The following is a 21,674-nucleotide window of genomic DNA, read 5'->3' on the forward strand; positions in this document are numbered from 1 at the left end:
AAACCAATGCCTTAACGGCGCAGGCTCATGCCCAACGGCGATGCGCATATTCCGCGATAATGCCACTCAGAACACCCCCAACGAACAACGTCAGCAGGATGTTCAGATGCAGGAGATTGTTGCCGTAATTGATTGCCTGCTGGAACATGTCCACCAGCGCCTCGATCGGCCCGCCATAGCGCCGCGCCAGCGACAACCGCAGCATTTCATTGAACGCCTGCACGAAAATAGCCCAGAACACCAGCGCCGCGGCTCCAGTCAGGCCAATGCTGAAGGCGGTGACGTAATCGGTGCCCACACGGTTGCCGATCACCACCCAGCCGCACAACGCCGCCAGCACCAGGTTGACCGTGCGGAAATAGCCGAACTGCGTGTAGTCGGGCATCACCGCCATCACCTGGCTGGTCACGATCCACGCTAGGATCATCAGGCACACGGCGGCTGTAAGGCGGGCTGTCGTCGGCATCAGCTTGGCTTTTCCACGGTAATTTGCACTACATCGCAGTTACCGCCATGAAACGCCGCAGCGCAAGAGGCGAGGTAGAAATTCCACATACGGTGGAACCGTTCATCAAATCCCATATCGCTGATTTCATTCCACTTTTCGTTGAAACTCTGGTGCCAGCGCCGCAAGGTCTGGGAATAGCTTTCGCCGAACTCGATCATCCCTTGGGCCCGCAGCCCGGCGTGGGCAACCTGCTCCTGAAGGGCGGTTTTCGATGGCAGCATACCGCCGGGAAAGATGTATTTCTGGATGAAATCCACGCTCTTGCGGTACATGTCGAACCGCGCCTCGTGGATGGTGATGATCTGCAATGTCGCGCGGGCGCCGGGCTTCAGGCAGTCCCGCAGCTTGCCGAAATAGACCGGCCAGTATTTCTCGCCGACCGCCTCGAACATCTCGATACTGGCGATCCCGTCATACCGGCCCGTTTCGTCGCGGTAATCCTGCATCCGCAGCTCCACCATGTCGGAAAGCCCCGCTTTTTCAATGCGGTCACGGGCATACTTCAACTGCTCCTCACTGATCGTCAGCCCCGTCACGCGCAGACCGCGCTCCTTGGCGGCGTATTCGGCGAAGCCGCCCCAGCCACAGCCGATCTCCAGCACGTGATCGCCCGGCTTCACCCCCATCTGGTCGACCATCGCGGCATATTTCGCCGTCTGCGCGGCCTCCAGGCTTTCCTGACCGGTGGCAAAGATCGCGCTGGAATAGGTCATCGTCTCATCCAGCCACAGCCGGTAGAACGCGTTACCCAGGTCATAATGGTAGGAAATGTTCTTCTTCGCCTGCGGCTTGCTATTCGAATTCAGCCAGTGGCGCAGCCGCTCATAGGCGCGGATCAGCGCCTGGCCCGGAAACCCGCGGTAAAGATCCTCGTTGCCCGCATTCAGCAGGTCAAGGAACGCCTGCAGGTCCGGCGTGCTCCACCACCCTTCCAGGTAGGCATCGCAGAACCCCAGGTCGCCCTCGCGGATCAGGCGGCTGAACGTGTCGGGATTGTGCACATGCACCTCGGCCACCGGCCCGGGCTTCGCACCCTCGGCACGAAATGTCCGGCCGTCGTCCAGCACGAAATCCAGCCGCCCAACGGGCATGTTCGCCGCGATCTCGAACACGTTAGCGAAATAGCGCGGCAGCCCGTCTTGCCCCTTCGTCGTGGTCAGGATCATCCCTCATCCCCCCGGATTGATTGCCAAAAGGCTACGGCGGGATCGGATTTCGGGCAAGTTTTTCGTGAAACCGTCCGCTATCGCACAGATTCGTAAGCCGCAAGCGCACGCTCGCGCCCGGCCTTCAATCCGACGATCGGCTCGGGGCGCCGGTCCTCCGGAGACAGGTTCCAGCTGCGCGGCATCGCCTCGAAGAAGCTCAGCGCAGTCTCGCTCGGGGTTCTCTGTCCCTCGGCCAGCCATGCCTTCGCATAGTCCCCCTTGGGGTCGAATTTTTCCAGCTGCGTATCGGGGTTGAACACCCGGAAATAGGGCGCCGCATCCGGTCCGCAACCGGCCGTCCATTGCCAGCCCATGGCGTTGCTGGCCGGGTCCCAGTCGGTCAGGCACTCGGCAAACCACGCCTGCCCCACCTTCCAGTGCACCAGCATGTGCTTGGTCAGGTAGGATGCCACAACCATCCGCGCCCGGTTGTGCATATGGCCGGTCACGTACATCTCGCGCATTGCCGCATCGACGAAATCAATGCCCGTGCGCCCCTGTTTCCAGGCCATTACCGCATCACTTTCGGCATCCTCTGACCACGGGAAACCGTCCCAGCCCTCACGCCAGTTGTCGCTCAGCAGATGTGGCGTGTGATACATCAGGTGATGGGCGAAATCGCGCCAGCCAACCTCGCGCAGGAACGGTTCAGCGCCCGCGTTGCCGGCCTCGCGCGCCTGCATGCCCACCGCCCAGACCCGCCGGGGCGAGATTTCGCCCAGCGCCAGGTATTCCGACAGGCGCGATGTGCCATCCATCCCGGGCATGTCGCGCCGCGCCTTGTAATCGGCCAGCCCTTCCTCGACGAACTCGTGCAACCGCACCTCGGCGGCTTCCTCGCCCGGCTTGCAATGCCGCGCCAGAACCTCGGCGCCCCGGTTCATTGCCCGGCCCAGCGCCCAGTCCGCCAGCGCGTCGCTCGCCGGCCAGACCTCGGGCGCCGCGATCTTGCCCGGTGGGGCCAGCGGCGCCCCCGGATCACGCCCGCGCACCGCCTTCCAGAACGGCGAAAACACCTTGTAGAACCCACCCGTCCCGGTTTCGACCGTCCAGGGCTCGAACAGCACATGCGCCGCGTGGCTGGTTGCCTCGATCCCCTCGTCCTTCAACTCGCGCTTGATGTCCGCATCGCGCTCACGCGACAGCGGATCGTAAAGCCGGTTCCAGTGCACGGCTTTGGCCCCGGTCTCGGCCACCAGTTCACGCAGAACATCCAGCGCCGGACCGCGGCGCAGGATCAGCCGGCTGCCCATGCCTTCCAGCCGCTGGGCCAAGGCCCGCAATCCCTGCTCCAGCCGCCATTTCGGCGCCGCGCCCAGTTCGTCAACATGCACGTCATGAATGAAAACCGGGATCACCGGCCCCGCCTCCAGCGCCGCGTTCAGCGCCGGGTTATCGCCAAGGCGCAGGTCGCGCCGCAGCCACCAGATCTGCACAGCTTTGCCGCTCATCGTTCCTCACCGCGTTCAAATCGTATCAACGGGCTACGGTCGGAACCGCCGCCCGGATCACAATTCGCGGTCCAGCGCTCCGATCAGCTGCGCGATCTCCGCCTCGCTGGTGTAATGCACGAAACTCAGCCGCAGCACGCCCTTGTCGGCATCCACGCCCATCGCCTGCAGGGCCCGCACGGCATAGAAATCGCCGCCACCCGCCATGATGCCATGCGCCGCCAGCCGCGCCGCCACCGGCTCGGCGGCCTCCTGCAATTCCACCGCCACCGTGGGCGCGCGCCGCTCGGCCGCCGTCGGACCCAGCAGCCTTACCGCGTTCTTCGATGACAGATAATCCAGCAAAGGCTGCAACAACGCCACCTCGTGCCCGCGCATCAGGTCATGCACCCCTGCCGCGCGCGCCGCCGCATCCCCGGAAATCCCGTGATGCCCGGCCAGCGCGTCGATGTAATCGGCCATGCCAGCGCAAGCCGCGACCTGCGCATGGTCCGGCCCCGCCGGGGTGAACCGCTTGTAGAGCGTGCCGGCGTTGAAATAATGCCCCTGGTTCGGCAGCTGCTCGCCCAGTTCGCGCCGGATCACCATGATCCCCTGGTGCGGCCCATAGGTCTTGTAGCTGGAAAACAGGTAGATATCCGGCCCCAGCTCGCCCACGTTGGGAAAGCCATGCGGCGCATAGGATACCCCGTCACAGCACACGAAGGCACCCGCCGCATGGGCCATCACGGTGATCTCGGTCACCGGGTTCACCTCGCCCACCACGTTCGAACAATGCGGGAAACACACCAGCCGCACGCTTTCGTCCAGAAGATCCTCCAGCGCCGCCGGGTCCAGATGGCCGGTCTCGGGGTCGATCTTCCACTCCCGAACCTCGATGCCCGCCTCGGCCAGCCGCCGCCAGGGGCCGGTATTGGCTTCGTGGTCCTGGTTGGTCACCACGATCGCCTCGCCCGGGCGCATCCATTGCCGGAACGCCTGCGCCAGAACATAGGTGTTCTGCGTCGTCGACGGGCCAAAGCTCAGCTCGTCATTGGCCACGCCCAGCATCGCCGCCAGCCGCGCGCGCGCCTCGTCCATCTCCTCGCCGCCCAGCCGGCTCGCCTCGTAGGGCGCATAGGGCTGCACCTTGCGCTCGCGGTAAAACCGCTCCAGCCGCTCGATCACGAAACGCGACGTGTAAGAGCCCCCGGCATTCTCGAAGAAGGCCTGGCCTTTCAGCGCAGGCACCTCGAAGGCGGGAAACTGCGCACGAACATATTCGATATCCAGTGTCATGGCGCGCACGTTACGGGCTTTGCGTCCCGGGTCAATCCCCTCTGCGCGCATGCAAAAGGCCCCGGCAAAACGCCGGGGCCTTCCGTCTCGCTTCACGTTGGCCTCAGCGCCGCTCGGCGCGCAGCCCCTTGAAGATCGCCACGCAGATCAAGAGCAGGATCGCCGTGAACGGCAGGCCGGTGGAAATCACCATCGCCTGCAGGGCCCCAAGGCCCCCGCCGATCAACAGCGCGATCGCCACCAGCCCCTCGAAGGTGCACCAGAACACCCGCTGCGGCACCGGCGCGTCGATCTTGCCGCCCGCGGTGATCGTGTCGATCACCAGCGAGCCGGAGTCCGACGAGGTGACGAAGAACACGATCACCAGGATAATCCCGATGGTCGAGGTGATCGCCGCCAGCGGCAGGCTCTCCAGCATCGCAAAGAGCGACAGCGGCGGGTTGTAGCTGTCGATCACCTGCGCCTTCACCGCGCTGGTTTCGGGGTTGGCGATCACGTCGTTGATCGCGGCACCACCGAAAACGGCCATCCACAGCACGCAGACAAGGCTCGGGATCAGCAGCACGCAGATCACGAATTCGCGCACCGTGCGGCCCCGGCTCACGCGGGCGATGAACATGCCCACGAAGGGCGACCAGCTGATCCACCACGCCCAGTAGAACGCGGTCCAGCCCTGCATATAGCCGGTATCCTCGCGGCCATGCGGGTTGCTCAGCGGGATCACCTCCTGCGCATAGGCGACCAGTCCGGCAAAGAATTCCGCCAGGATGCCACCTGCCCCCGCGGCGAACAGCACGAAGAGAAGCAGCAAGAGCGCGATCACCATGTTGATCTCCGACAGCACCTTCACGCCGCCATCAAGGCCCCGCAGCACCGAAATGAGCGCCACCGCGGTGATCGCGATGATCAGGATCACCTGCACCGTCACGTTGTTGGGCAGGCCATAGACATGTTCCAATCCCGCATTGGCCTGTTGCGCGCCAAAGCCCAGTGACGTGGCCAGGCCGAACAGCGTGGCAAACACCGCCAGCGTGTCGATGATATGGCCGGTCCAGCCCCAGACACGCTCGCCGAAGATCGGGTAGAAGGCCGAGCGGATGGTCAGCGGCAGGCCCTTGTTATAGGTGAAGAGCGCCAACGCCAGCGCCACCACCGCGTAGATCGCCCAGGGGTGCAGCGCCCAGTGATAGGACGTCGCCGCCAGCGCCATGCGCCGTGCCTCGGCGATGTTTTCCTCGATCAGAACGCCGTCCTCGGTGAAGGGCCGGACAACGCCCAGCGGCTCGTCACCCCACGGGGTGCCGAAGTAATAGACCGGCTCGAGCACGCCAAAGAACATCAGCCCGATGCCCATGCCGGCGGCGAACAGCATCGCGAACCAGCCGGCATAGCCGTAATCCGGCGTCGCATCCGCACCGCCCAGCCGGACCGAGCCATAGGGCGTCACGATAAGCAGCAGGCAGAAGATCACGAAGATGTTGGCCGACCACAGGAAGAACCAGTCCAGCTTCGAGGTCAGCCAGGCCCGCATGCCCAGGTCGCAGAACGATCCGGCCAGGCAGGTCTCGCTCACGTCCGATCCGTTGAAGATCGCGTTCGCCGTGTCCTGCGCGAACAGCGCAAAGACGACGAACAGCACGATCGCCAGCCCCGAAATCACGAAAACGGGGTTATGAATGTCCAGGCCGAACGGCCCGATCTTGGTTTCGATATTGTCCTGACCGATGACGTAATCGGTCTCGATGATATCCGACGCGCCTTCCGGCTCGGGAATACCCTGGTTTGTCGTATCACTCATGGAATGCGTTCCCTGTTTTGTCCGTTTCCCGCTCTCAGCCGCGCACGACCAGCACCGAACACGCCGCATGCGCGGCGATCTTGCCGCCATTCGACGGCCAGACGTAATCGGTCAGGTTCGGCAGGTGGCTCGCCATCACGACCAGGTCGGCCCCCGTCTGCTTCACGGCCTTCAGCAGCGTGTCATCCAGATCGGTGGTCGGATCGTGGGCGATCGCGGTGAATTCATGCGCCTTGATCCCGCGGCTCCTGGCCTGCTCCTCGGCAAAGGCGGTAAGCCTGGCTTCGTATTCCTTGGGGTTGTGGCCCAGCGCGCTTGGCGCGGGGGCCGTGACACCGACATAAGTGATCTCGGCCCCGTAATGGTTTGCCAGGTCGGCCGCGCATGTCAGCGCCCGCTCCAGGTCTGCCAGATGTGCCAGATCGACCGGCACCATGATTTTCGAAAACACGTCTCTCCCTCCAGTCCGGCGCGGGTAGAGGCTCTTGCCGGCCTTTGGGCGGGGCTGCGCATCTGCGCTGCCGCCCCCCGCGCGCAGTGGGTTTCGGGGGTCCGCGGCGGCTCCACGGGATGCCCCTTGATACGCCAGACTAGCCCGAAACCGCCCGATCAATCAAACAGGTGCGCCGGGTTGGGCCCCGTTTGCGGCATCTGCCGGGCCGACACGGACGCGAAACGGGCTTATCGGCAAATCTTTATATTCAAATGGAATTATACGTCACCAACCGCCTTCAGACCGTTCCGCACCACGCGGTTGCGGCCCTCTGCCTTGGCCGCGTAAAGCGCGGCATCCGCCCGGTCCAGCGTCACCCAGATCGGCTCTCCGGCGCTGCGCGCGGCACAGCCGATCGACACGGTCACCGCGACCGGCTGGCCGCTCTCCGGCGTCACCGGATGATCAGAAATCGCCTGCCGTACATCTTCAGCCAGCGCCGAGGCCTCGGCCAGGGTCATCTCCGGCAACACCGCGGCAAACTCCTCCCCACCCAGCCGCACGCTCATCGCCTGCGCCGGCAGAACCGATCTCAGAACCTTTGCCACACGGATCAGAACCGCATCGCCCGCGGCATGTCCGTAACGGTCGTTCACAACCTTGAAATGATCGATGTCCAGCATCATGACCGCGGCAGGTACGGGGCGCGGGTCCAGTTGCGCCCGCGCCGCCATGTCAAAGGCGCGCCGGTTTTTCAGTCCCGTCAGCGGGTCGGCAAAGGCCAGGTCGCTCATCGCCCGGGCCATGTCATCGCGGTTGCGGTCCAGCTTGCGCAGCCGCCATTGTGCCCAGATCATCACCCCGGCAAGGCCATAGCACGCCATCACCGTGACCAGGGCCAGCCAGTAGACCACCATCGGCTCGCGCGCCGTGACCCGTAACACCGCACCAAAAGCATAAACCGCCGCGATCACTGCCAGCATCGGCCACCTGACCGAGGCCGCCGCCCCCGATCGCGCAAGAAGCAGCGCCATCACGCCGTGCTCGCCGGTCCGCACCAGGACTGCCAGCGCCACCATCAGCCCCGCCGCCATCGTCAGCGGCGACATGTCTCCGGCATATTTTCCGATCCCGAACAGCATCGCCGTCATGGCCACCAGCTGCGGAAACATCGCCACCACGGTCGCCGCCTGCGCGGCGCGCGGGCGGACCTGCCGCAGCAACCCGACCGCCACGGCCAGCGCGCCCACCATCACCGCCGAGTTGCGCCCAAAGCAGATCCGGTTGCCCGGATCACCCTGACCCGTCAGCGCATCGAACGCGCTGCCGCTCTGGCAAAACGCCGTCGGGTTCAGCAGATCCATCGCGCTGACGGCCAGCGCCACCGCCAGCAGCCCGCCTTCGCGCAACTCGCAAATGCCCGTGGCCGGCCGCAACAAAGCCCAACCGACCAGCGCCAGCGCCAGGGCGGTTGCCTCATGCATCGCCGCGAGGCCCGGAACCGGACGATAGAACTCCTCGACATCCAGCAAATGCCCGAACGCGGCGACCGTGACGCACGCCAGTGCCCCGAGCGTGAGCGCGTTGGATATCGGTCTGGTCTTCACGGGTGCGGCACTTACGGATCAGGGAACGGGACACAGGCACAGCCTGCCCCGATCCTAGGCCCGAGGCCTTAACGTGAAATGAACGTGCATGCCCCGGGGGGCACCGATCAGTCCAGCTCGGCCAGCGCCGCACGGATCTTGTCGGCATTGGCGCGGAGCACGTCCATATCTTCCATCTTGCCCGGCGGGCGCAGTTTCACACCGTCATGGCGCGGCAGCACGTGGTAATGCAGGTGAAACACCTCCTGCCCGCCCGGTGCCTCGTTGAATTGCTGTACCGTCACGCCGCCCGCGTCAAAGGCCGCCATCACCGCATGGCCCATCCGCCGCACCGTGCGCAGACAGGCCGCCAGTTGGGCGTCGCTCGCATCCAGCATGTTGCGCGCCGGGCTTTTCGGGATCACCAGGCAATGCCCGTCCGCGCGCGGCATGATATCCATGAAGACATAGGTCTCGTCATCCTCATAGAGTTTCTCGCTCGGAATCTCGCCGCGCAGGATCTTGGCAAAGATGTTGTCACTGTCATAGCCCATTGGCCTGCCTCCAGAATCGTCTGTCCGGGCCAGAGTATCGCCTCGCCACTATCCAGCCTCAAGCCTCCGCCGGAACCGCATCCCACGGCTCTCGACCTCTTCGAACCCGAGATCGCGATAGAAACGCTGCGCCGCATGGTTCTCCGGATCAGTGCCCACCGTCATCCAGCCACAGCCCTGCCCCCGCGCGCAGTCCCTGACCGCCGCCACCAGGGCCTGTTCCACCCCCTGCCCGCGCCACGCCTCGTCTACGAACAGGTGATGCAGTTCGCAACCCCGCTGCCCGAACTTCATCTGCACCCGCCGCAGCGCCGCGGCATACCCCAACAACCGCCCATCATGTTCGGCCACCCAGACCGGCAGCCAGGCCGCACGCCCCGGGCAATCGCGCCGCAACACCGAAACGCCCGTTACAGGCGTGTCCCCGTGATGCCGCGCCAGGCGCGCCACCATCTCCGACAGCGCCTCCAGGTCTCGCTCTTCCAGGCTCCTGATCTTCATTCCCATGTCTCCCTGGTGAAGCCACGGGACGCCGCTCCAAAGAAAAAGACCGCCCGTGGCGGTCTTGTCTGCTGCACATCATCCTCCCGCCAATCTCAGATGGATCGGCGGCAATAACGGGCGGTCTGTGCACTATGGTTCATGGGCGGCACCCTGCGCGGCGCCGCCCCGCCTGTCAATCCGCTCAGGCGTTCACATCCACCACGACGCGGCCCTTGACCTGGCCTTTCAGGATGTCGCGGCCCAGCCCCGGCAGATCGCTCAGCGTGGCCGGCTGGATCATCGCCTCCAGCTTGTCCATCGGCAGGTCGCTGGCGATCCGCTCCCAGGCGCGCACGCGGTTGGCATAGGGCTGCATCACGCTGTCGATGCCCAGAAGGTTCACGCCGCGCAGGATGAAGGGCGTGATCAGCGCGCCTTCGATCGCCGCGCCCCCGGCCAGGCCCACGGCGGCAACGCTGGTGCCGTATTTCATCTGCTTCAGCACCCGGCCCAGCATGGCGCCGGCCACCGCGTCGACACAACCCGCCCAAAGCTCGCTTTCCAGCGGCTTGCGGGTCACCTCGGTCAGTTCCTCGCGCGGCACGATCTGGGTGGCGCCCAGTTCCCGCAGATAGCCTTCCGTCTCCGGCCGGCCGGTCACCGCCGCCACGTCGTAGCCCAGGTTCGCCAGGATCGCGGTCGCAACCGATCCAACGCCCCCCGCGGCACCGGTCACCAGCACCGGGCCATGATCCTTCTCCAGCCCGTGATCCTCCAGCGCCATCACCGACAGCATCGAGGTCAGACCGGCGGTGCCCACCGCCATCGCGGCGCGCGCGTCCAGCCCCTCGGGCAGCGGCACCAGCCAGTCGGCCTTCACCCGCGCCTTCTGGGAATACCCGCCCCAATGCGCCTCGCCCACGCGCCAGCCGGTCAGCACCACCTTGTCGCCCGGCTTGTAGCGGTCGTCCGACGACGCCTCGACCGTGCCGGCAAAGTCGATCCCCGGCACATGCGGATACTTGCGCACCAGCCCGCCCCCCGGCCCGATGCACAGCCCGTCCTTGTAATTCACCGTCGAATACTCGACCGCCACCAGAACCTCGGCTTCCGGCAGGTCGTCAACCGACAGCTGCTGCACCCCGGCGCTCGTCTTGCCGCTTTCCTCGTCCTTTTCCACAACCAATGCGTTGAACATATCATCCTTCCTTTCCGGCAAGGGGTCCGCCCCCTGCTTCATCTTGCCCAAAATATCCCGGGGGTGTGGGGGCGGCGCCCCCACCCGTCCCCGGCTCAGTTCCAGAACATCTCGTTCACCGTCGCCGCCCGTGCGCCCTCCGGCGTCACCACGTCCAGCTCGGTGCCCTCGTCCCAATGCGTCATGCGCACCATGCCGATCGCCACGTTGGTTTCAAAATCCGGCGACCAGGCAGCGCTCGTCACCTGCCCCACCTGCCGGCCCCCGGCCATCAGCGGCCAGGGCCTGTCACAACCCGGCACCGCCGCGCCGTGGATCTCGATCGGCCGGATCTGCTGCACCGGGCCTTCCTTGGCCACCCGCAAGAGCGCATCGCGCCCGATACAGCCGATCGCCGTCTGCGTGTTGCAGAACCTGCCCAGCCCGCATTCATGCGGCGTGTTGTCGTCGGTCATGTCGTTGCCATAGCTCAAGAGCCCGCTCTCGATCCGCTCGATCAGGTTGGGACAGCCCGCATGCACATCCATGTCGCGCCCGGCCTCCATCAGCGCGTTCCACAGCGGCATGCCGATATCGCCGCCCTCGACATAAATCTCGAAACCGCCCTGCTTGGAATAGCCCGAGCGCGCCACCGCCAGCGACCGGCCCTGGAAATCCAGCATGTCGAAGCGGAAAAAGCGGATGTCGCGCACCCGGTCGCCAAAGACCGCCGCCATCAGGTCATCCGCCTTCGGCCCCTGCACTGCCAGCGGGCTCACGTCCGGCTCGTCCACCAGAACATCCAGCCGCCAGCCATGGGCGATCGCCTTGACCCAGAAAAGCAGGTCCGAATCTGCGATCGAGATCCACCAGCGGTCCTCGGCAAGCTTCACCGCCACCGGATCGTTCAGCATGCCGCCGGTCTCGTCCACGATCGGCACGTAATAGCACTGCCCCGGCAGCATCCGGCGCAGGTCGCGCGGCGTCAGCATCTGCATCAGGCGGCTGGCATCAGGCCCGCGGATCTCCACCTGCCGCTCGCAGGCCACGTCCCAGACCTGCACCGCCTGTTTCAGGTGGCGGTAATCCTCCTCCACGCTGCGAAAGACGGTGGGCAGAAGCATGCGGTTGTAAACCGTGTAGCCTTTGACCCCGGCGGCCTCGACGCCCTCGGAAAACGGCGTGCGGCGCAGCCGCCGCGACAGCGAAATTACAGCCATGGTCCCTCCTCGGACATGAAGGGCAGGTCCGTGACCCACCCCTTGCCGCCCGCCGCCGTCACCATCGCGTGCACCTGCCCGCGATGGTGTGTCTGGTGGTTGAACATATGCACCACGCACAGCCCCATGGGCTTGTGATGGGGCGCCTCACCCGCACCGCTCGTCCAGGTCAGATCACCCGCGAGGTCCACCGCATGCAGCTTCTCGGCCCAGAGCAGGATACGCCCGTCCATGTGGAACCGCGCAACCGCCCATTCCGACAGGTTCGGGGTCAGCCCGGGGCTTTTTTCGATGGCAAGGGTCTGCGCCTCACCGCCGTCGAAACGCCCCATCCAGCGCCCGTCGCCCCACAGCAGGTGATTGACCGTGCCCAGGATCGAGCCGAAGAACGCGCCGCGATCCTCGCGGCAGGCCGCGTCGCCCAGCTCCCGCAGGGCCGCCTTCATCTGCTTGTTCTGCCAGGCGTTGTACCGCGCCATGCTCAGAACATGTTCGGGGGTGACCATCATGCGCCCGTTACCGCGGCCCGTGCCAGTCGATCTGGCAGATTTCGGCGCTGCGCCCGTCGAAATCCCAGACCCGGCCGTATGCGCGCAGCTTGCCCTTCTGGGCAGAGGCTACGGTGATATCGGGGCCCATCCAGTATTCCGTATTGGTAATCACCAGGTCGTTTTCAGGATCCTTGCCCTGCACAGGGGTCACAACGCCCTGGATCTTGCGGCCCACGGTGATGTGACGGGTCTTGCCCTCGGTTTCATAGGTGACCGGCTGGCGCTCATGCCCAAGGATTTCTCCAACCAGAACCTGGAACAGGCCGGTCGTACCTTTTGCCGCGCCCGAGAAGATCGCGACCAGGGCATCGTATTGTTCCTCGGTCGACCGATCGTCGATGAAAAGCGCCACCTTCCAGTTGCCGCGGCTCATCATGCCGGGGATCTCGATCATCAGGCCGATGTTCAGGCCGCTCAGGTCGATATCGCCATACTGACCGCCGTCGATGCGCACACCGCCCCAGGTCTGACAGTGCCCTTCCGTTGGCGGATGCTTGCCAAGGCTCACCACGCACGGACAAAACACCGTGCAGTTGCAGTTCAGGATCAATTCGCCCTTGATCGCCCAGGGCACTGTTCCAACTTCACCGTCCAAAGCCATGTTTTATCTCCCTTTTTCAGATTACACCCAGCGCCAGCCACAGGCCCGTGCCGATCAGCGCCGCCCCCAGTGGCTTGGTCAGCCAGCGCCCGATATCGGGCAGCTTCTCGAGCGCCATCAACAGGGTCGCAAGCCCCATGAAGGCAATGTTCATCACGCCACCGACAAAGGCCAGCAGCATCAGCGCCCAGCAGCACCCCAGGCAGACCGCGCCCAGCCTGAGCCCGTTGCGGAACGGCCCTTCGTCCCAGTGCTGCATGAAGAAGGTCAGCGGCATCCGGCATTTCGACAGGCAGGCCTCCTTCAGCGGGCTGAACTGGTAAAGACCGGCCCCCAGAAGCAACCCCGCAGACAGGATCGGTGACAGGCTGTCACCGATCGGGCTCAACATCCCGGCCTGGAACAGCACCATCTGCAGCCCCGCCGCGACCAGCGAAAAACCCAGCCAGACCACAAGGTAACCGCCCACCAGTCGCGGGAACCGCGCGTCGGGCGCCTGCTTCGACAGGTCGTCATAGGTGGCAAAGGCCGGCAGCGCCGTCGGCGCCATCATCGCCGCCGACATCAGCACCCACATCAGCACGACACGCGCGAACCCCGCCGCGTCCGGCGTCACCGTGCACAGGCTTTTCCAGAACTCGGCGCCATAGATCCGCTGCGCCGCGCGCAACTCCTCGGGCAGCGCCATGGCATAGAGCGCGCCCCAGGCGGCCAGGATCAGCGCGAACAAGGCCAGCCAATGCACGCCGCGCATCGCTCCGATCCGTTGCACCAATGCCGACACCTGCGCTCTCCCCTTGGCGACTCAGCCGTTTCCTGATTAATGTCAGACAATTGACGAAACGGCGCAAGGCTTAAATGTCAGACATATGAAAATCGACCCCAACAGCCCCGCCGATCTCTCGGCCCAGATCGCCAAGGCGATCCGCGACGCGATCGTCGCCGGCGTCCTCATCGTCGATGAGCGCCTGCCCTCCGAGGCCGAGCTGGCCGAACAGTTCGACGTCTCCCGCTCGACCGTGCGCGAAGCGCTGAAACGGCTGGCCGCGCAGTCGCTCATCCGCACCCAGCGCGGCGCCTCTGGCGGCGCCTTCGTCAACCGGCTGGAATACAAGGACGCCTACCCCCAGCAGATCACCACCTCCACCCTCCTGCTCAGCATGAACGCGGTCAGCTTCGAGACCGCCTGCGAAGCCCGCTACGCGCTCGAACGCGCCTGCGCGCCGCTCTCGGCGGCGCGCCGCACGCCCGATCACCTCGCCACCATGCGCGCCGAGATCCACCGCCAGGGCCAGCCCGGCCTGTCCGATGAAAGCTTCTGCGACAGCGACGTGGCCTTTCACCGCGCGCTGGTCGATGGCGCCGGCAACCCGGTGCTTTCCTACCAGCTCGCCGGCGCGGTCGAGGCGATGCAGCCCTTGATGAACATGATCACCTTCACCGCCCGGTCGCGCGCCGAGATCATCCGCCTGCACACCGCCATCGCCGACGCGCTCGAGGCCCATGACGGCTCCGCTGTCGAGTCTGCGCTCAGCGCCCTTGAAACCTACACGCAAAGCCTCGCCCGCGACGTGATGGAAACCCGCGCCCGCGTCCGTGCGGGCGGTTAAATCGCCACGTCCCCGCTATCGCGTGCCTTGCGCCCCGCCCGGCGCTCGCGAAAGGCGATGAACAGACCGGCCGAAAACACCACCGCCGCCCCGATCCAGGTGAAAAGATCCGGGATCTCGGCAAAGAACCACGCGCCCAACAGCGCGGTCCACACCAGTTTCAGGAAATCGAACGGTAGCACCGCTGTCGGGTCTGTCTCTTTCAGCGCCTGGCTCAGCGACACCTGCGCGATCGACCCGCACAATCCCAACAGCGCCATCCAGCCCAGGTTTGCCCAGGACACCGGCTGCCACACCCACAATGCCGGCCCAATCGAAAAGACGCACAGGAAAATGCCCATATAGGCCACGATCGTCACGCTGGAATCGGTGCGTGACAGCATCTTGATCACCACCATCGCCACCGCCCACAGCGCCGCCGAACCAATCACCAGGAGCGGCCCGGTCTCAAGCGCGACAAACCCCGGCCGCAGGATGATCAGCGTGCCCGCGAACCCCGCGAAAATCGCCAGCCAGCGATAAAGCCGGAAACTTTCGCCCAGGAACATCACGCTCATCACCGCCATGAAGATCGGCGCGGTGAAACTCAGCGCCGTCACCTTGGCCAGCGGCGTCAGGCTCAGCGCGGTAAAGAACATCACCATCGCCACGATGTTCAGCACCCCGCGCAGGGCGTGCAGCCCGATCCGCGCCGTCCGCAGCATCTCGAACCGCGAGCGCAGGATCAGCGGCACCAGCACGGCCAGGCCGAAAAGGTTGCGGAAAAACGCCACCTGCACCGGCGGCAGATCCTTCGACACCAGCCGTACCAGCGCATGCATCACCGAGAATGCCAGCGTCGAGACGCACATCATCACGATGCCGCGCATCGCCGCCGGCTGCTGCGCCCAGAGCGCCGCAAGGCTGGATTGGGAAATCGATGTCCGTGGCATGGTCCGCTAAAATCCCCGCGAGCCGCGTAATTGCGCCCGCATGCGCGTCACTATAGGCGGCCCCCTGCGCCCGGCAACCGCCGACGCTGCGTTCGCGTGCCCCTCGCGCGCGCGTTTTGCCCCTTTAAATGCCGCCGCGTGGGCCCTATATTCACCCTGTCCCCTCGGGGACTATGGACATAAACGCGCTCGTAATAAGCGGATCGGACCCGGGGGCGGTACCCGGCGGCTCCACCAAAACCCCTTTCGTTGGAGGGACCATGGGGCCGAAACAGGATCGACGAACGTGTAAAGGGGAATGCTTTGTCCCGGTGAGGTACCACCGTTATCGGTCCGTAAAGCATAATTGCCAACGACAATCGTGCTCCGGTTGCTCTCGCCGCTTAATGCGGTGCGAAAAGCCGAAAATCTAAGTCCAGTCCTCTAGCAAGGGCTGGCGGGGTTCGCAGGCACCTGGCAACAGAAGCCTGCACTTCCAAAAAAAAATCGTCGGTTTCCAATGGAAATTTCACCGGGAAAAAGGGCCTTTTTCTTTGCCCAGAATCGCCTATGCTTGAGCCATCGCTTACCTTGGGGAAAGGCTCAGCCTGATGTCGCGTTCCATCGATTACGGAAGCCTCATGCACCGCGCCATGCGCGGCCTGATCCAGCAGGTTCTGACCGATGTCGCAGAGCACGGGCTGCCCGGCGCGCATCATTTCTTCATCACCTTCGACACCACCCATCCCGAGGCGCAGCTGGCCGACTGGCTGCGCGATCGCTATCCCGATGAAATGACCGTGGTGATGCAGCACTGGTTCGACAATCTCGACGTCACCGATGACGGATTCTCGGTCACGCTGAATTTCGGCGACGCGCCCGAACCGCTCTACATCCCCTACGACGCGATCAAGACCTTCGTCGATCCCTCGGTCGAGTTCGGCCTGCGCTTCGAAATCCATGACGACGATGACGACGGCGATGATGACGGCCCGACCGACGAGGCCGATATCGAAGCCGAAGAAGACGCACCCCACGATGCCGAGGTCGTCAGCCTCGACAGCTTCCGCAAATAGGCCCGCGCCCGGCCCCGGGGCATTGATCCCAGCCGCCGCAACCGTCATGCTGGCGCCACAGCACAAAGGCGCATGCACATGACAGACACCCGCACAGAATCCGACAGTTTCGGCCCGCTCGACGTGCCCGCCGACCGCTACTGGGGCGCGCAGACCCAACGTTCGCTGATGAATTTCCCCATCGGATGGGAGCGTCAGCCGGTCGCCATCATCCGCGCGCTCGGCGCGATCAAGCTCGCCTGCGCTCAGGCCAACGCCGCCCTGGGCAAGCTCGACGCCGACCGCGCCGCCGCCATCCAGGCCGCGGCGCGCGAGGTCTTTGACGGCGCGCTCGATGATCACTTCCCGCTGGTCGTCTGGCAAACCGGCTCGGGCACGCAGTCGAACATGAACGCCAACGAGGTCATCGCCAACCGCGCGATCGAGATCATGGGCGGCACGCTGGGCTCGAAAGAGCCGGTCCATCCCAACGATCACGTCAACATGGGCCAGTCCTCGAACGATACCTTCCCGACCGCGATGCATATCGCCACCGCGACCACCGCGCATGATGTTCTGCTGCCCGGCCTGGCCCAGCTGCACGCCGCGCTCGACCGCAAGGCGCGCGAATTCGCCGACATCATCAAGATCGGCCGCACCCACACCCAGGACGCCACACCCCTGACCCTGGGACAGGAGTTCTCGGGCTATGTCCACCAGGTCGCCATGGGCATCGAGCGGGTGAAATCCGCCCTGCCCCGCATCTATGAACTGGCGCAGGGCGGCACGGCGGTGGGCACCGGGCTCAATACCCCGCGCGGCTGGGACCGGACAGTGGCCGAAAACATCGCCCGTATCACAGGTCTGCCCTTCGTCACCGCCCCCAACAAGTTCGAGGCGCTGGCCGCCCATGACGCGATGGTGGAAATGTCGGGCGCGCTCAAAACCGTGGCCGCCTCGCTCTACAAGATCGCCAACGACATCCGCTTCCTGGGCTCCGGCCCCCGCTGCGGCCTGGCCGAGCTGATCCTGCCGGAAAACGAGCCCGGCTCCTCGATCATGCCCGGCAAGGTCAACCCAACCCAGGCCGAGGCGCTGACCCAGGTCTGCGCTCATGTCATGGGCAACGATGCCGCGGTGGGCTTTGCCGGCAGCCAGGGCCATTTCGAACTCAACGTCTACAAGCCCATGATCGCCTATAACGTGCTGCAGTCCATGCAGATTCTGGGCGATGCCGCCGCCAGTTTCAGCGACAGGCTGGTGGATGGGCTCCGCGCGAACGAAGCACATATCGACAGGCTGATGCGCGAAAGCCTGATGCTGGTCACGGCGCTGGCCCCGGAAATCGGCTATGACAACGCCACCACCGTGGCCAAGACCGCCCACAAGAACGGCACCACCCTGCGCGAAGAGGCGGTGCGCCTGGGTTTCGTCGACGAGGCAACCTTCGACCGCATCGTGCGGCCCGAAAACATGCTGGGGCCCGACTGATGGCCGAGATCGTCAATTTCAACAAGGCCCGCAAGACCGCCAACCGCAGCAAGAAGAAGCGGCAAGCCGATGAAAACGCGGTAAAATTCGGCCGAACGAAGGCGCAGAAGCAGCTCGAAAATGCCCGCGCCGACAAGGCCGCGCAGGAGCTCGACGGCAAGAAGCGCGACGAATGAACCGGCCGGTCAAGCATTCGCTCACCCTGCACGGGCACCGTACCTCCGTCTCGCTCGAGGCCGAGTTCTGGCAGGCCTTCCGCGACATCGCCGCCGAACGCGGCCAGCCGCTCAACGCGCTCGCCGCCGAGATCGACGAGGCGCGCGGCACCGACATGGGCCTCGCCTCGGCGATCCGCCTTTTCGTGCTCAGGCATTACCGCGACCGGCCCTAGGGCGGCTTACTCCGCCGCGCCGGCCTTTTCCTCGATCTCCGCGGCCAGCGCCTCGGCGCGCGCGGCCAGCTCGGCCATGGTCTCGGTCACGGTTTCGGGCACCACCGCCACCTCGACGCGCTCGGGCTCGGGCGCGGGCGCGTTCTTCAGCCGGTCCAGCTCGGCCTGAAGCTCGGCCATCTGCCCTTCCAGAACCTTCAGCTTGTCCTCCACGCCGGCGGTCTTGTCGGCCAGCATCAGCCCCGCCATCAGCAGCATCCGCGATTCCGGCAGCCGCCCGATCTGCTCGGTCAGCACGCTGGCCTCGTCATCCAGCATCTTCGCGGCCGAATGCAGGTAATGCTCTTCGCCATCCTGACAGGCCACTTCGAAACTGCGGCCGCCGATCATGATTTCCACCTCGGGCATCAGGCGTCCTCCCCTTCCTTGGGCTCAAGCAGCGGCGCCAGCGCCTCCAGAATCGCGCCCGCCTCGGCCGTGTCCGCCGCGCGCGCGGCGCGCAGGGCCTCCAGCTCGGTCAGCATCGCCTTGTTGATCAGGTGCGGCTCGCCCACGCCCTTTTCATTGGCCTCGCGCAGCGCCGCGTTCGAGCTGCGCAACTGTTCGTTCGCGGCCCGCAGCCGCTGCAATTCCTCGTCCAGCTTGCTCATCGCCTCGGCCTGGGCTTCGGCCTTGTCCTGCAATTCCTTCAGGCGGCCGTCCTGCTTCTCGTGCAGGGCCTTGATGCGCTCTTCCAGCTGGGCGTTGGCCAGCTTCTCGTCTTCCAGCGCCGCTTTCAGTTGCTCGATTTCGCTTTCATCGGCCTCGACCTCGGGTGCCAACCCGCTCAGTCCACGTCCGATCCGGTCCAGCGCCGCGGTGATGCGGCGTTCCAGTTCCACGATATCCTGGCTCATGCCTTGCCCCCTCGATCCTCGCTTTTCCGGCCTGCATCTTCACGGCACCGCCGCGCGACGAATCATCGTCTCCTGCCGGATTGCTTCAAGAGTAAAGCCTTTCGCCTTGTTTCCAAACCAGGAAACCGATTTCGGGGGCCACATCGCCGCCCCGGGCGCGAATTAGCGCATTTGCCGCCGCCCGCGTCCTTGGTAAGAGCGTAGACGACTCGCACAGCCAACCGAAGGAACCCGAGCCTTGGATATTGCCGCCCTCCGCGCCGCCCACCCCGACCACTGGATGCGTGCCGCCGCCATCCGCACCCTCACGCTGGATGCCGTCGCCGCAGCCAATTCCGGCCATTCCGGCATGCCGATGGGCATGGCCGACGTCGCCACCGTGCTCTTTTCCAAACATCTGAAGTTCGATGCCTCCGCCCCCGACTGGCCCGATCGCGATCGCTTCATCCTGTCGGCCGGGCACGGCTCGATGCTGCTTTACTCGCTGCTCTACCTCACCGACTACCCGGAAATGACGCTCGATCAGATCAGAAATTTCCGCCAATGGGGCGCGATCACCGCGGGCCACCCCGAATACGGCCACGCGCCGGGGGTTGAGACCACCACCGGCCCGCTGGGCCAGGGCATCGCCAATGCCGTGGGCTTCGCCATGGCCGAGGCGATCCAGCGCGCCCGCTACGGCAAGCGCGTTGTCGATCACCACACCTATGTCATCGCCGGCGATGGCTGCCTGATGGAGGGCATCAGCCAGGAGGCCATCACCCTCGCCGGGCGCCAGCAACTGGGCCGGCTCATCGTCTTCTGGGACAACAACAACATCACCATCGACGGCAAGGTCGAACTGTCCGACAGCACCAACCAGGTCGCCCGCTTCAAGGCCTCGGGCTGGCACGTGCAGGAAATCGACGGCCACAACCCCGATGAGATCGACGCCGCCATCGAAAAGGCGAAAGCCTCGTCGAAACCCTCGATGATCGCCTGCAAGACCCATATCGCGCTCGGCCACGCGGCACAGGACACCTCCAAGGGCCACGGCGCGCTGACCGACCAGGGCCAGTTGCAGGATGCCAAGGCCGCCTATGGCTGGACAACCGGCCCGTTCGAGATCCCGACCGAGATCAAGGAATGGTGGGAAGAGGTTGGCCGCCGCGGTGCCGCCGCCCATGCCGAGTGGACCGCGCGCCTCGCCGAGCTCTCCGAGCGCCGCCAGGCCGAGTTCGCCCGCATCTACGCCCGCGACGTGCCCAACTCCCTGCCCGGCCGCATCCGCGCGCTGAAAAAGCAGATCTCAGACGAGGCGCCCAAGGTGGCCACCCGCAAAAGCTCGGAAATGGTGCTCGAGGTGGTCAACCCGATCATGCCCGAAACCGTCGGCGGCTCGGCCGACCTGACCGGCTCGAACAACACGCTCACCGGTGATCTCGGCGTTTTCGACGTAAAGAACCGCAAGGGCCGCTACATCTATTACGGCATCCGCGAACACGCGATGGCGGCGGCGATGAACGGTATGGCGCTGCATGGCGGCGTGCGCCCCTATGGCGGCACCTTCTTCGTCTTCACCGATTACGCCCGCCCGTCGATGCGGCTGGCCGCGCTCATGGGCATCCCCACCACCTTCGTGATGACGCACGATTCGATCGGCGTCGGCGAAGACGGGCCCACCCACCAGCCGGTCGAACATCTCGCCATCTGCCGGGCCACGCCCAACACTTACGTCTTCCGCCCCGCCGACACCGTGGAAACCGCCGAGGCCTGGGAGATCGCGCTCAGCTCGAAAACCACGCCTTCGGTCCTGTCGCTCACCCGCCAGGGCCTGCCCACCGTCCGGACTGAGCACAAGCAGAAGAACCTGACGGCCCAGGGCGCCTATGTCCTGGCCGAGGCCGAGGGCAAGCGCCAGGCGATCCTCCTGGCCACCGGCTCCGAAGTGTCCGTCGCACTCGCCGCGCGCGATCTCCTGCAGGCCGAAGGCATCGGCACCCGCGTCGTCTCGATGCCCTGCTGGGAGCTCTTCGAGACGCAGGACGAAAAATACCGCCGCCGCGTCCTGCCCGCCGGTCCCGTCCGCGTCGCGGTCGAGGCCGCGGTGCGCACCGGCTGGGATCGCTGGCTCTGCGGCGAACGCGGCCGCGAAGCAAAATCGGGATTCGTCGGCATGGATGGCTTCGGCGCCTCCGCCCCGGCCGATGTGTTGTTCGAGAAGTTCGGCATCACGCCCCAAGCCGTCGCCGACAAGGTGAAATCCCTGCTCTGAGCAGGCGGGCCGATAGCCCGGAACAAACCTTGTGACAAAACACGGTATCGCCGGCTCGCAGGCCGGCGATACCGCCATTGTCCACCGCGCCCCATTCGCGCGGGCTCCAAGTCTGAATGTGGGGTTCGCTCAGCCCGGCATTGCTTCATGAGGCTTGCGGCGAACGGCAGCACGGAGCCCATTGCGGACGTTTTTCGGGGGCGGGGGTGTGCTGAACT

23 protein-coding genes and 1 other RNA gene are annotated in these 21,674 nt (G+C 65.2%); 7 read left to right on the top strand and 17 right to left on the bottom strand.

Going from position 1 to position 21,674, the window contains the following annotated elements:
• Positions 1-25 precede the first annotated feature (25 nt).
• The 14 genes from E0501_RS13305 to E0501_RS13370 all read right to left on the bottom strand — a co-directional run bounded on the left by E0501_RS13305 (position 26) and on the right by E0501_RS13370 (position 13,602).
• Positions 26-466 carry a TrgA family protein gene (locus E0501_RS13305; protein ID WP_137701885.1) on the bottom strand — a complete coding sequence of 147 codons (441 nt, stop codon included), beginning with the start codon at positions 464-466 and terminating at the stop codon, positions 26-28.
• A complete protein-coding gene (locus E0501_RS13310) occupies positions 466-1,674 on the bottom strand; it encodes an SAM-dependent methyltransferase (RefSeq protein WP_137701886.1) in 1,209 nt (402 codons plus the stop codon). Before E0501_RS13310 ends, E0501_RS13305 begins: the two co-directional genes overlap by 1 nt.
• A gap of 77 nt (positions 1,675-1,751) precedes the next feature.
• Positions 1,752-3,167 (bottom strand): cryptochrome/photolyase family protein, encoded by a 1,416-nt coding sequence (locus tag E0501_RS13315; protein ID WP_137701887.1) that lies wholly within the window; start codon positions 3,165-3,167, stop codon positions 1,752-1,754.
• 57 nt (positions 3,168-3,224) lie between these two features.
• Positions 3,225-4,445 (bottom strand): aminotransferase class V-fold PLP-dependent enzyme, encoded by a 1,221-nt coding sequence (locus E0501_RS13320; RefSeq protein ID WP_137701888.1) that lies wholly within the window; start codon positions 4,443-4,445, stop codon positions 3,225-3,227.
• A 103-nt stretch (positions 4,446-4,548) separates the two neighbouring features.
• Positions 4,549-6,243 (bottom strand): BCCT family transporter, encoded by a 1,695-nt coding sequence (locus E0501_RS13325; RefSeq protein ID WP_137701889.1) that lies wholly within the window; start codon positions 6,241-6,243, stop codon positions 4,549-4,551.
• A 34-nt stretch (positions 6,244-6,277) separates the two neighbouring features.
• The gene (locus tag E0501_RS13330) at positions 6,278-6,694 is read right to left on the bottom strand and encodes a universal stress protein (protein WP_137701890.1); all 417 of its coding nucleotides are present in this window, start codon (positions 6,692-6,694) and stop codon (positions 6,278-6,280) included.
• A gap of 260 nt (positions 6,695-6,954) precedes the next feature.
• A complete protein-coding gene (locus tag E0501_RS13335; RefSeq protein ID WP_137701891.1) occupies positions 6,955-8,283 on the bottom strand; it encodes a GGDEF domain-containing protein in 1,329 nt (442 codons plus the stop codon).
• A 107-nt stretch (positions 8,284-8,390) separates the two neighbouring features.
• Complete coding sequence (locus tag E0501_RS13340; protein ID WP_137701892.1) at positions 8,391-8,816, bottom strand: HIT family protein; 426 nt, start codon at positions 8,814-8,816, stop codon at positions 8,391-8,393.
• Between the two features lie 48 nt (positions 8,817-8,864).
• Positions 8,865-9,317: a GNAT family N-acetyltransferase gene (locus E0501_RS13345; protein WP_161594617.1), complete on the bottom strand. Its 453-nt coding sequence runs from the start codon at positions 9,315-9,317 to the stop codon at positions 8,865-8,867.
• Positions 9,318-9,501: 184 nt separating this feature from the next.
• Positions 9,502-10,497 (bottom strand): acryloyl-CoA reductase, encoded by a 996-nt coding sequence (acuI, locus tag E0501_RS13350; protein WP_137701894.1) that lies wholly within the window; start codon positions 10,495-10,497, stop codon positions 9,502-9,504.
• A gap of 95 nt (positions 10,498-10,592) precedes the next feature.
• On the bottom strand, positions 10,593-11,696 hold the full coding sequence (locus E0501_RS13355; protein ID WP_137701895.1) for a dimethylsulfoniopropionate demethylase: 1,104 nt from the start codon (positions 11,694-11,696) through the stop codon (positions 10,593-10,595).
• A complete protein-coding gene (locus E0501_RS13360) occupies positions 11,687-12,205 on the bottom strand; it encodes a DinB family protein (protein WP_328591477.1) in 519 nt (172 codons plus the stop codon). The genes E0501_RS13355 and E0501_RS13360 overlap by 10 nt, the downstream gene beginning before the upstream one ends.
• A gap of 7 nt (positions 12,206-12,212) precedes the next feature.
• Positions 12,213-12,848 carry a DUF1326 domain-containing protein gene (locus E0501_RS13365; RefSeq protein WP_137701896.1) on the bottom strand — a complete coding sequence of 212 codons (636 nt, stop codon included), beginning with the start codon at positions 12,846-12,848 and terminating at the stop codon, positions 12,213-12,215.
• Between the two features lie 16 nt (positions 12,849-12,864).
• Complete coding sequence (locus E0501_RS13370; RefSeq protein ID WP_137702334.1) at positions 12,865-13,602, bottom strand: DUF2182 domain-containing protein; 738 nt, start codon at positions 13,600-13,602, stop codon at positions 12,865-12,867.
• A 115-nt stretch (positions 13,603-13,717) separates the two neighbouring features.
• On the opposite strand from E0501_RS13370, the gene E0501_RS13375 reads away from it, so the two are divergent.
• Positions 13,718-14,458 (top strand): FadR/GntR family transcriptional regulator, encoded by a 741-nt coding sequence (locus tag E0501_RS13375; protein ID WP_137701897.1) that lies wholly within the window; start codon positions 13,718-13,720, stop codon positions 14,456-14,458.
• Here E0501_RS13375 and E0501_RS13380 read toward each other — a convergent pair.
• Entirely contained in the window at positions 14,455-15,390 is a 936-nt protein-coding gene (locus E0501_RS13380; protein ID WP_137701898.1) for a DMT family transporter, read from the bottom strand. The two genes, E0501_RS13375 and E0501_RS13380, sit on opposite strands and share 4 nt — an antisense overlap.
• 119 nt (positions 15,391-15,509) lie before the next feature.
• On the opposite strand from E0501_RS13380, the gene ssrA reads away from it, so the two are divergent.
• The 5 genes from ssrA to E0501_RS13405 all read left to right on the top strand — a co-directional run bounded on the left by ssrA (position 15,510) and on the right by E0501_RS13405 (position 18,306).
• Positions 15,510-15,864, top strand: a transfer-messenger RNA (tmRNA) gene (gene ssrA / locus E0501_RS13385).
• 116 nt (positions 15,865-15,980) lie between these two features.
• A complete protein-coding gene (locus E0501_RS13390) occupies positions 15,981-16,445 on the top strand; it encodes an SspB family protein (protein WP_137701899.1) in 465 nt (154 codons plus the stop codon).
• 78 nt (positions 16,446-16,523) lie between these two features.
• A complete protein-coding gene (gene fumC / locus E0501_RS13395) occupies positions 16,524-17,915 on the top strand; it encodes a class II fumarate hydratase (protein ID WP_137701900.1) in 1,392 nt (463 codons plus the stop codon).
• Positions 17,915-18,091 (top strand): DUF4169 family protein, encoded by a 177-nt coding sequence (locus E0501_RS13400; RefSeq protein ID WP_137701901.1) that lies wholly within the window; start codon positions 17,915-17,917, stop codon positions 18,089-18,091. Before fumC ends, E0501_RS13400 begins: the two co-directional genes overlap by 1 nt.
• The gene (locus tag E0501_RS13405) at positions 18,088-18,306 is read left to right on the top strand and encodes a ribbon-helix-helix domain-containing protein (RefSeq protein ID WP_137701902.1); all 219 of its coding nucleotides are present in this window, start codon (positions 18,088-18,090) and stop codon (positions 18,304-18,306) included. Before E0501_RS13400 ends, E0501_RS13405 begins: the two co-directional genes overlap by 4 nt.
• A gap of 6 nt (positions 18,307-18,312) precedes the next feature.
• On the opposite strand, the gene E0501_RS13410 is transcribed toward E0501_RS13405, so the two are convergent.
• Both E0501_RS13410 and E0501_RS13415 read right to left on the bottom strand, forming a co-directional pair.
• Positions 18,313-18,714: a cell division protein ZapA gene (locus E0501_RS13410; protein ID WP_137701903.1), complete on the bottom strand. Its 402-nt coding sequence runs from the start codon at positions 18,712-18,714 to the stop codon at positions 18,313-18,315.
• Entirely contained in the window at positions 18,714-19,202 is a 489-nt protein-coding gene (locus tag E0501_RS13415; RefSeq protein WP_137701904.1) for a hypothetical protein, read from the bottom strand. Before E0501_RS13415 ends, E0501_RS13410 begins: the two co-directional genes overlap by 1 nt.
• 238 nt (positions 19,203-19,440) lie before the next feature.
• Between E0501_RS13415 and tkt the strand changes: the two genes are divergently transcribed.
• A complete protein-coding gene (tkt, locus tag E0501_RS13420; protein WP_137701905.1) occupies positions 19,441-21,456 on the top strand; it encodes a transketolase in 2,016 nt (671 codons plus the stop codon).
• Positions 21,457-21,674: the final 218 nt, after the last annotated feature.

Origin of the sequence: Marimonas lutisalis, from assembly GCF_005434965.1 — a bacterium.
In the GTDB taxonomy this organism is placed as follows: Bacteria; Pseudomonadota; Alphaproteobacteria; order Rhodobacterales; family Rhodobacteraceae; genus Marimonas_A; species Marimonas_A lutisalis.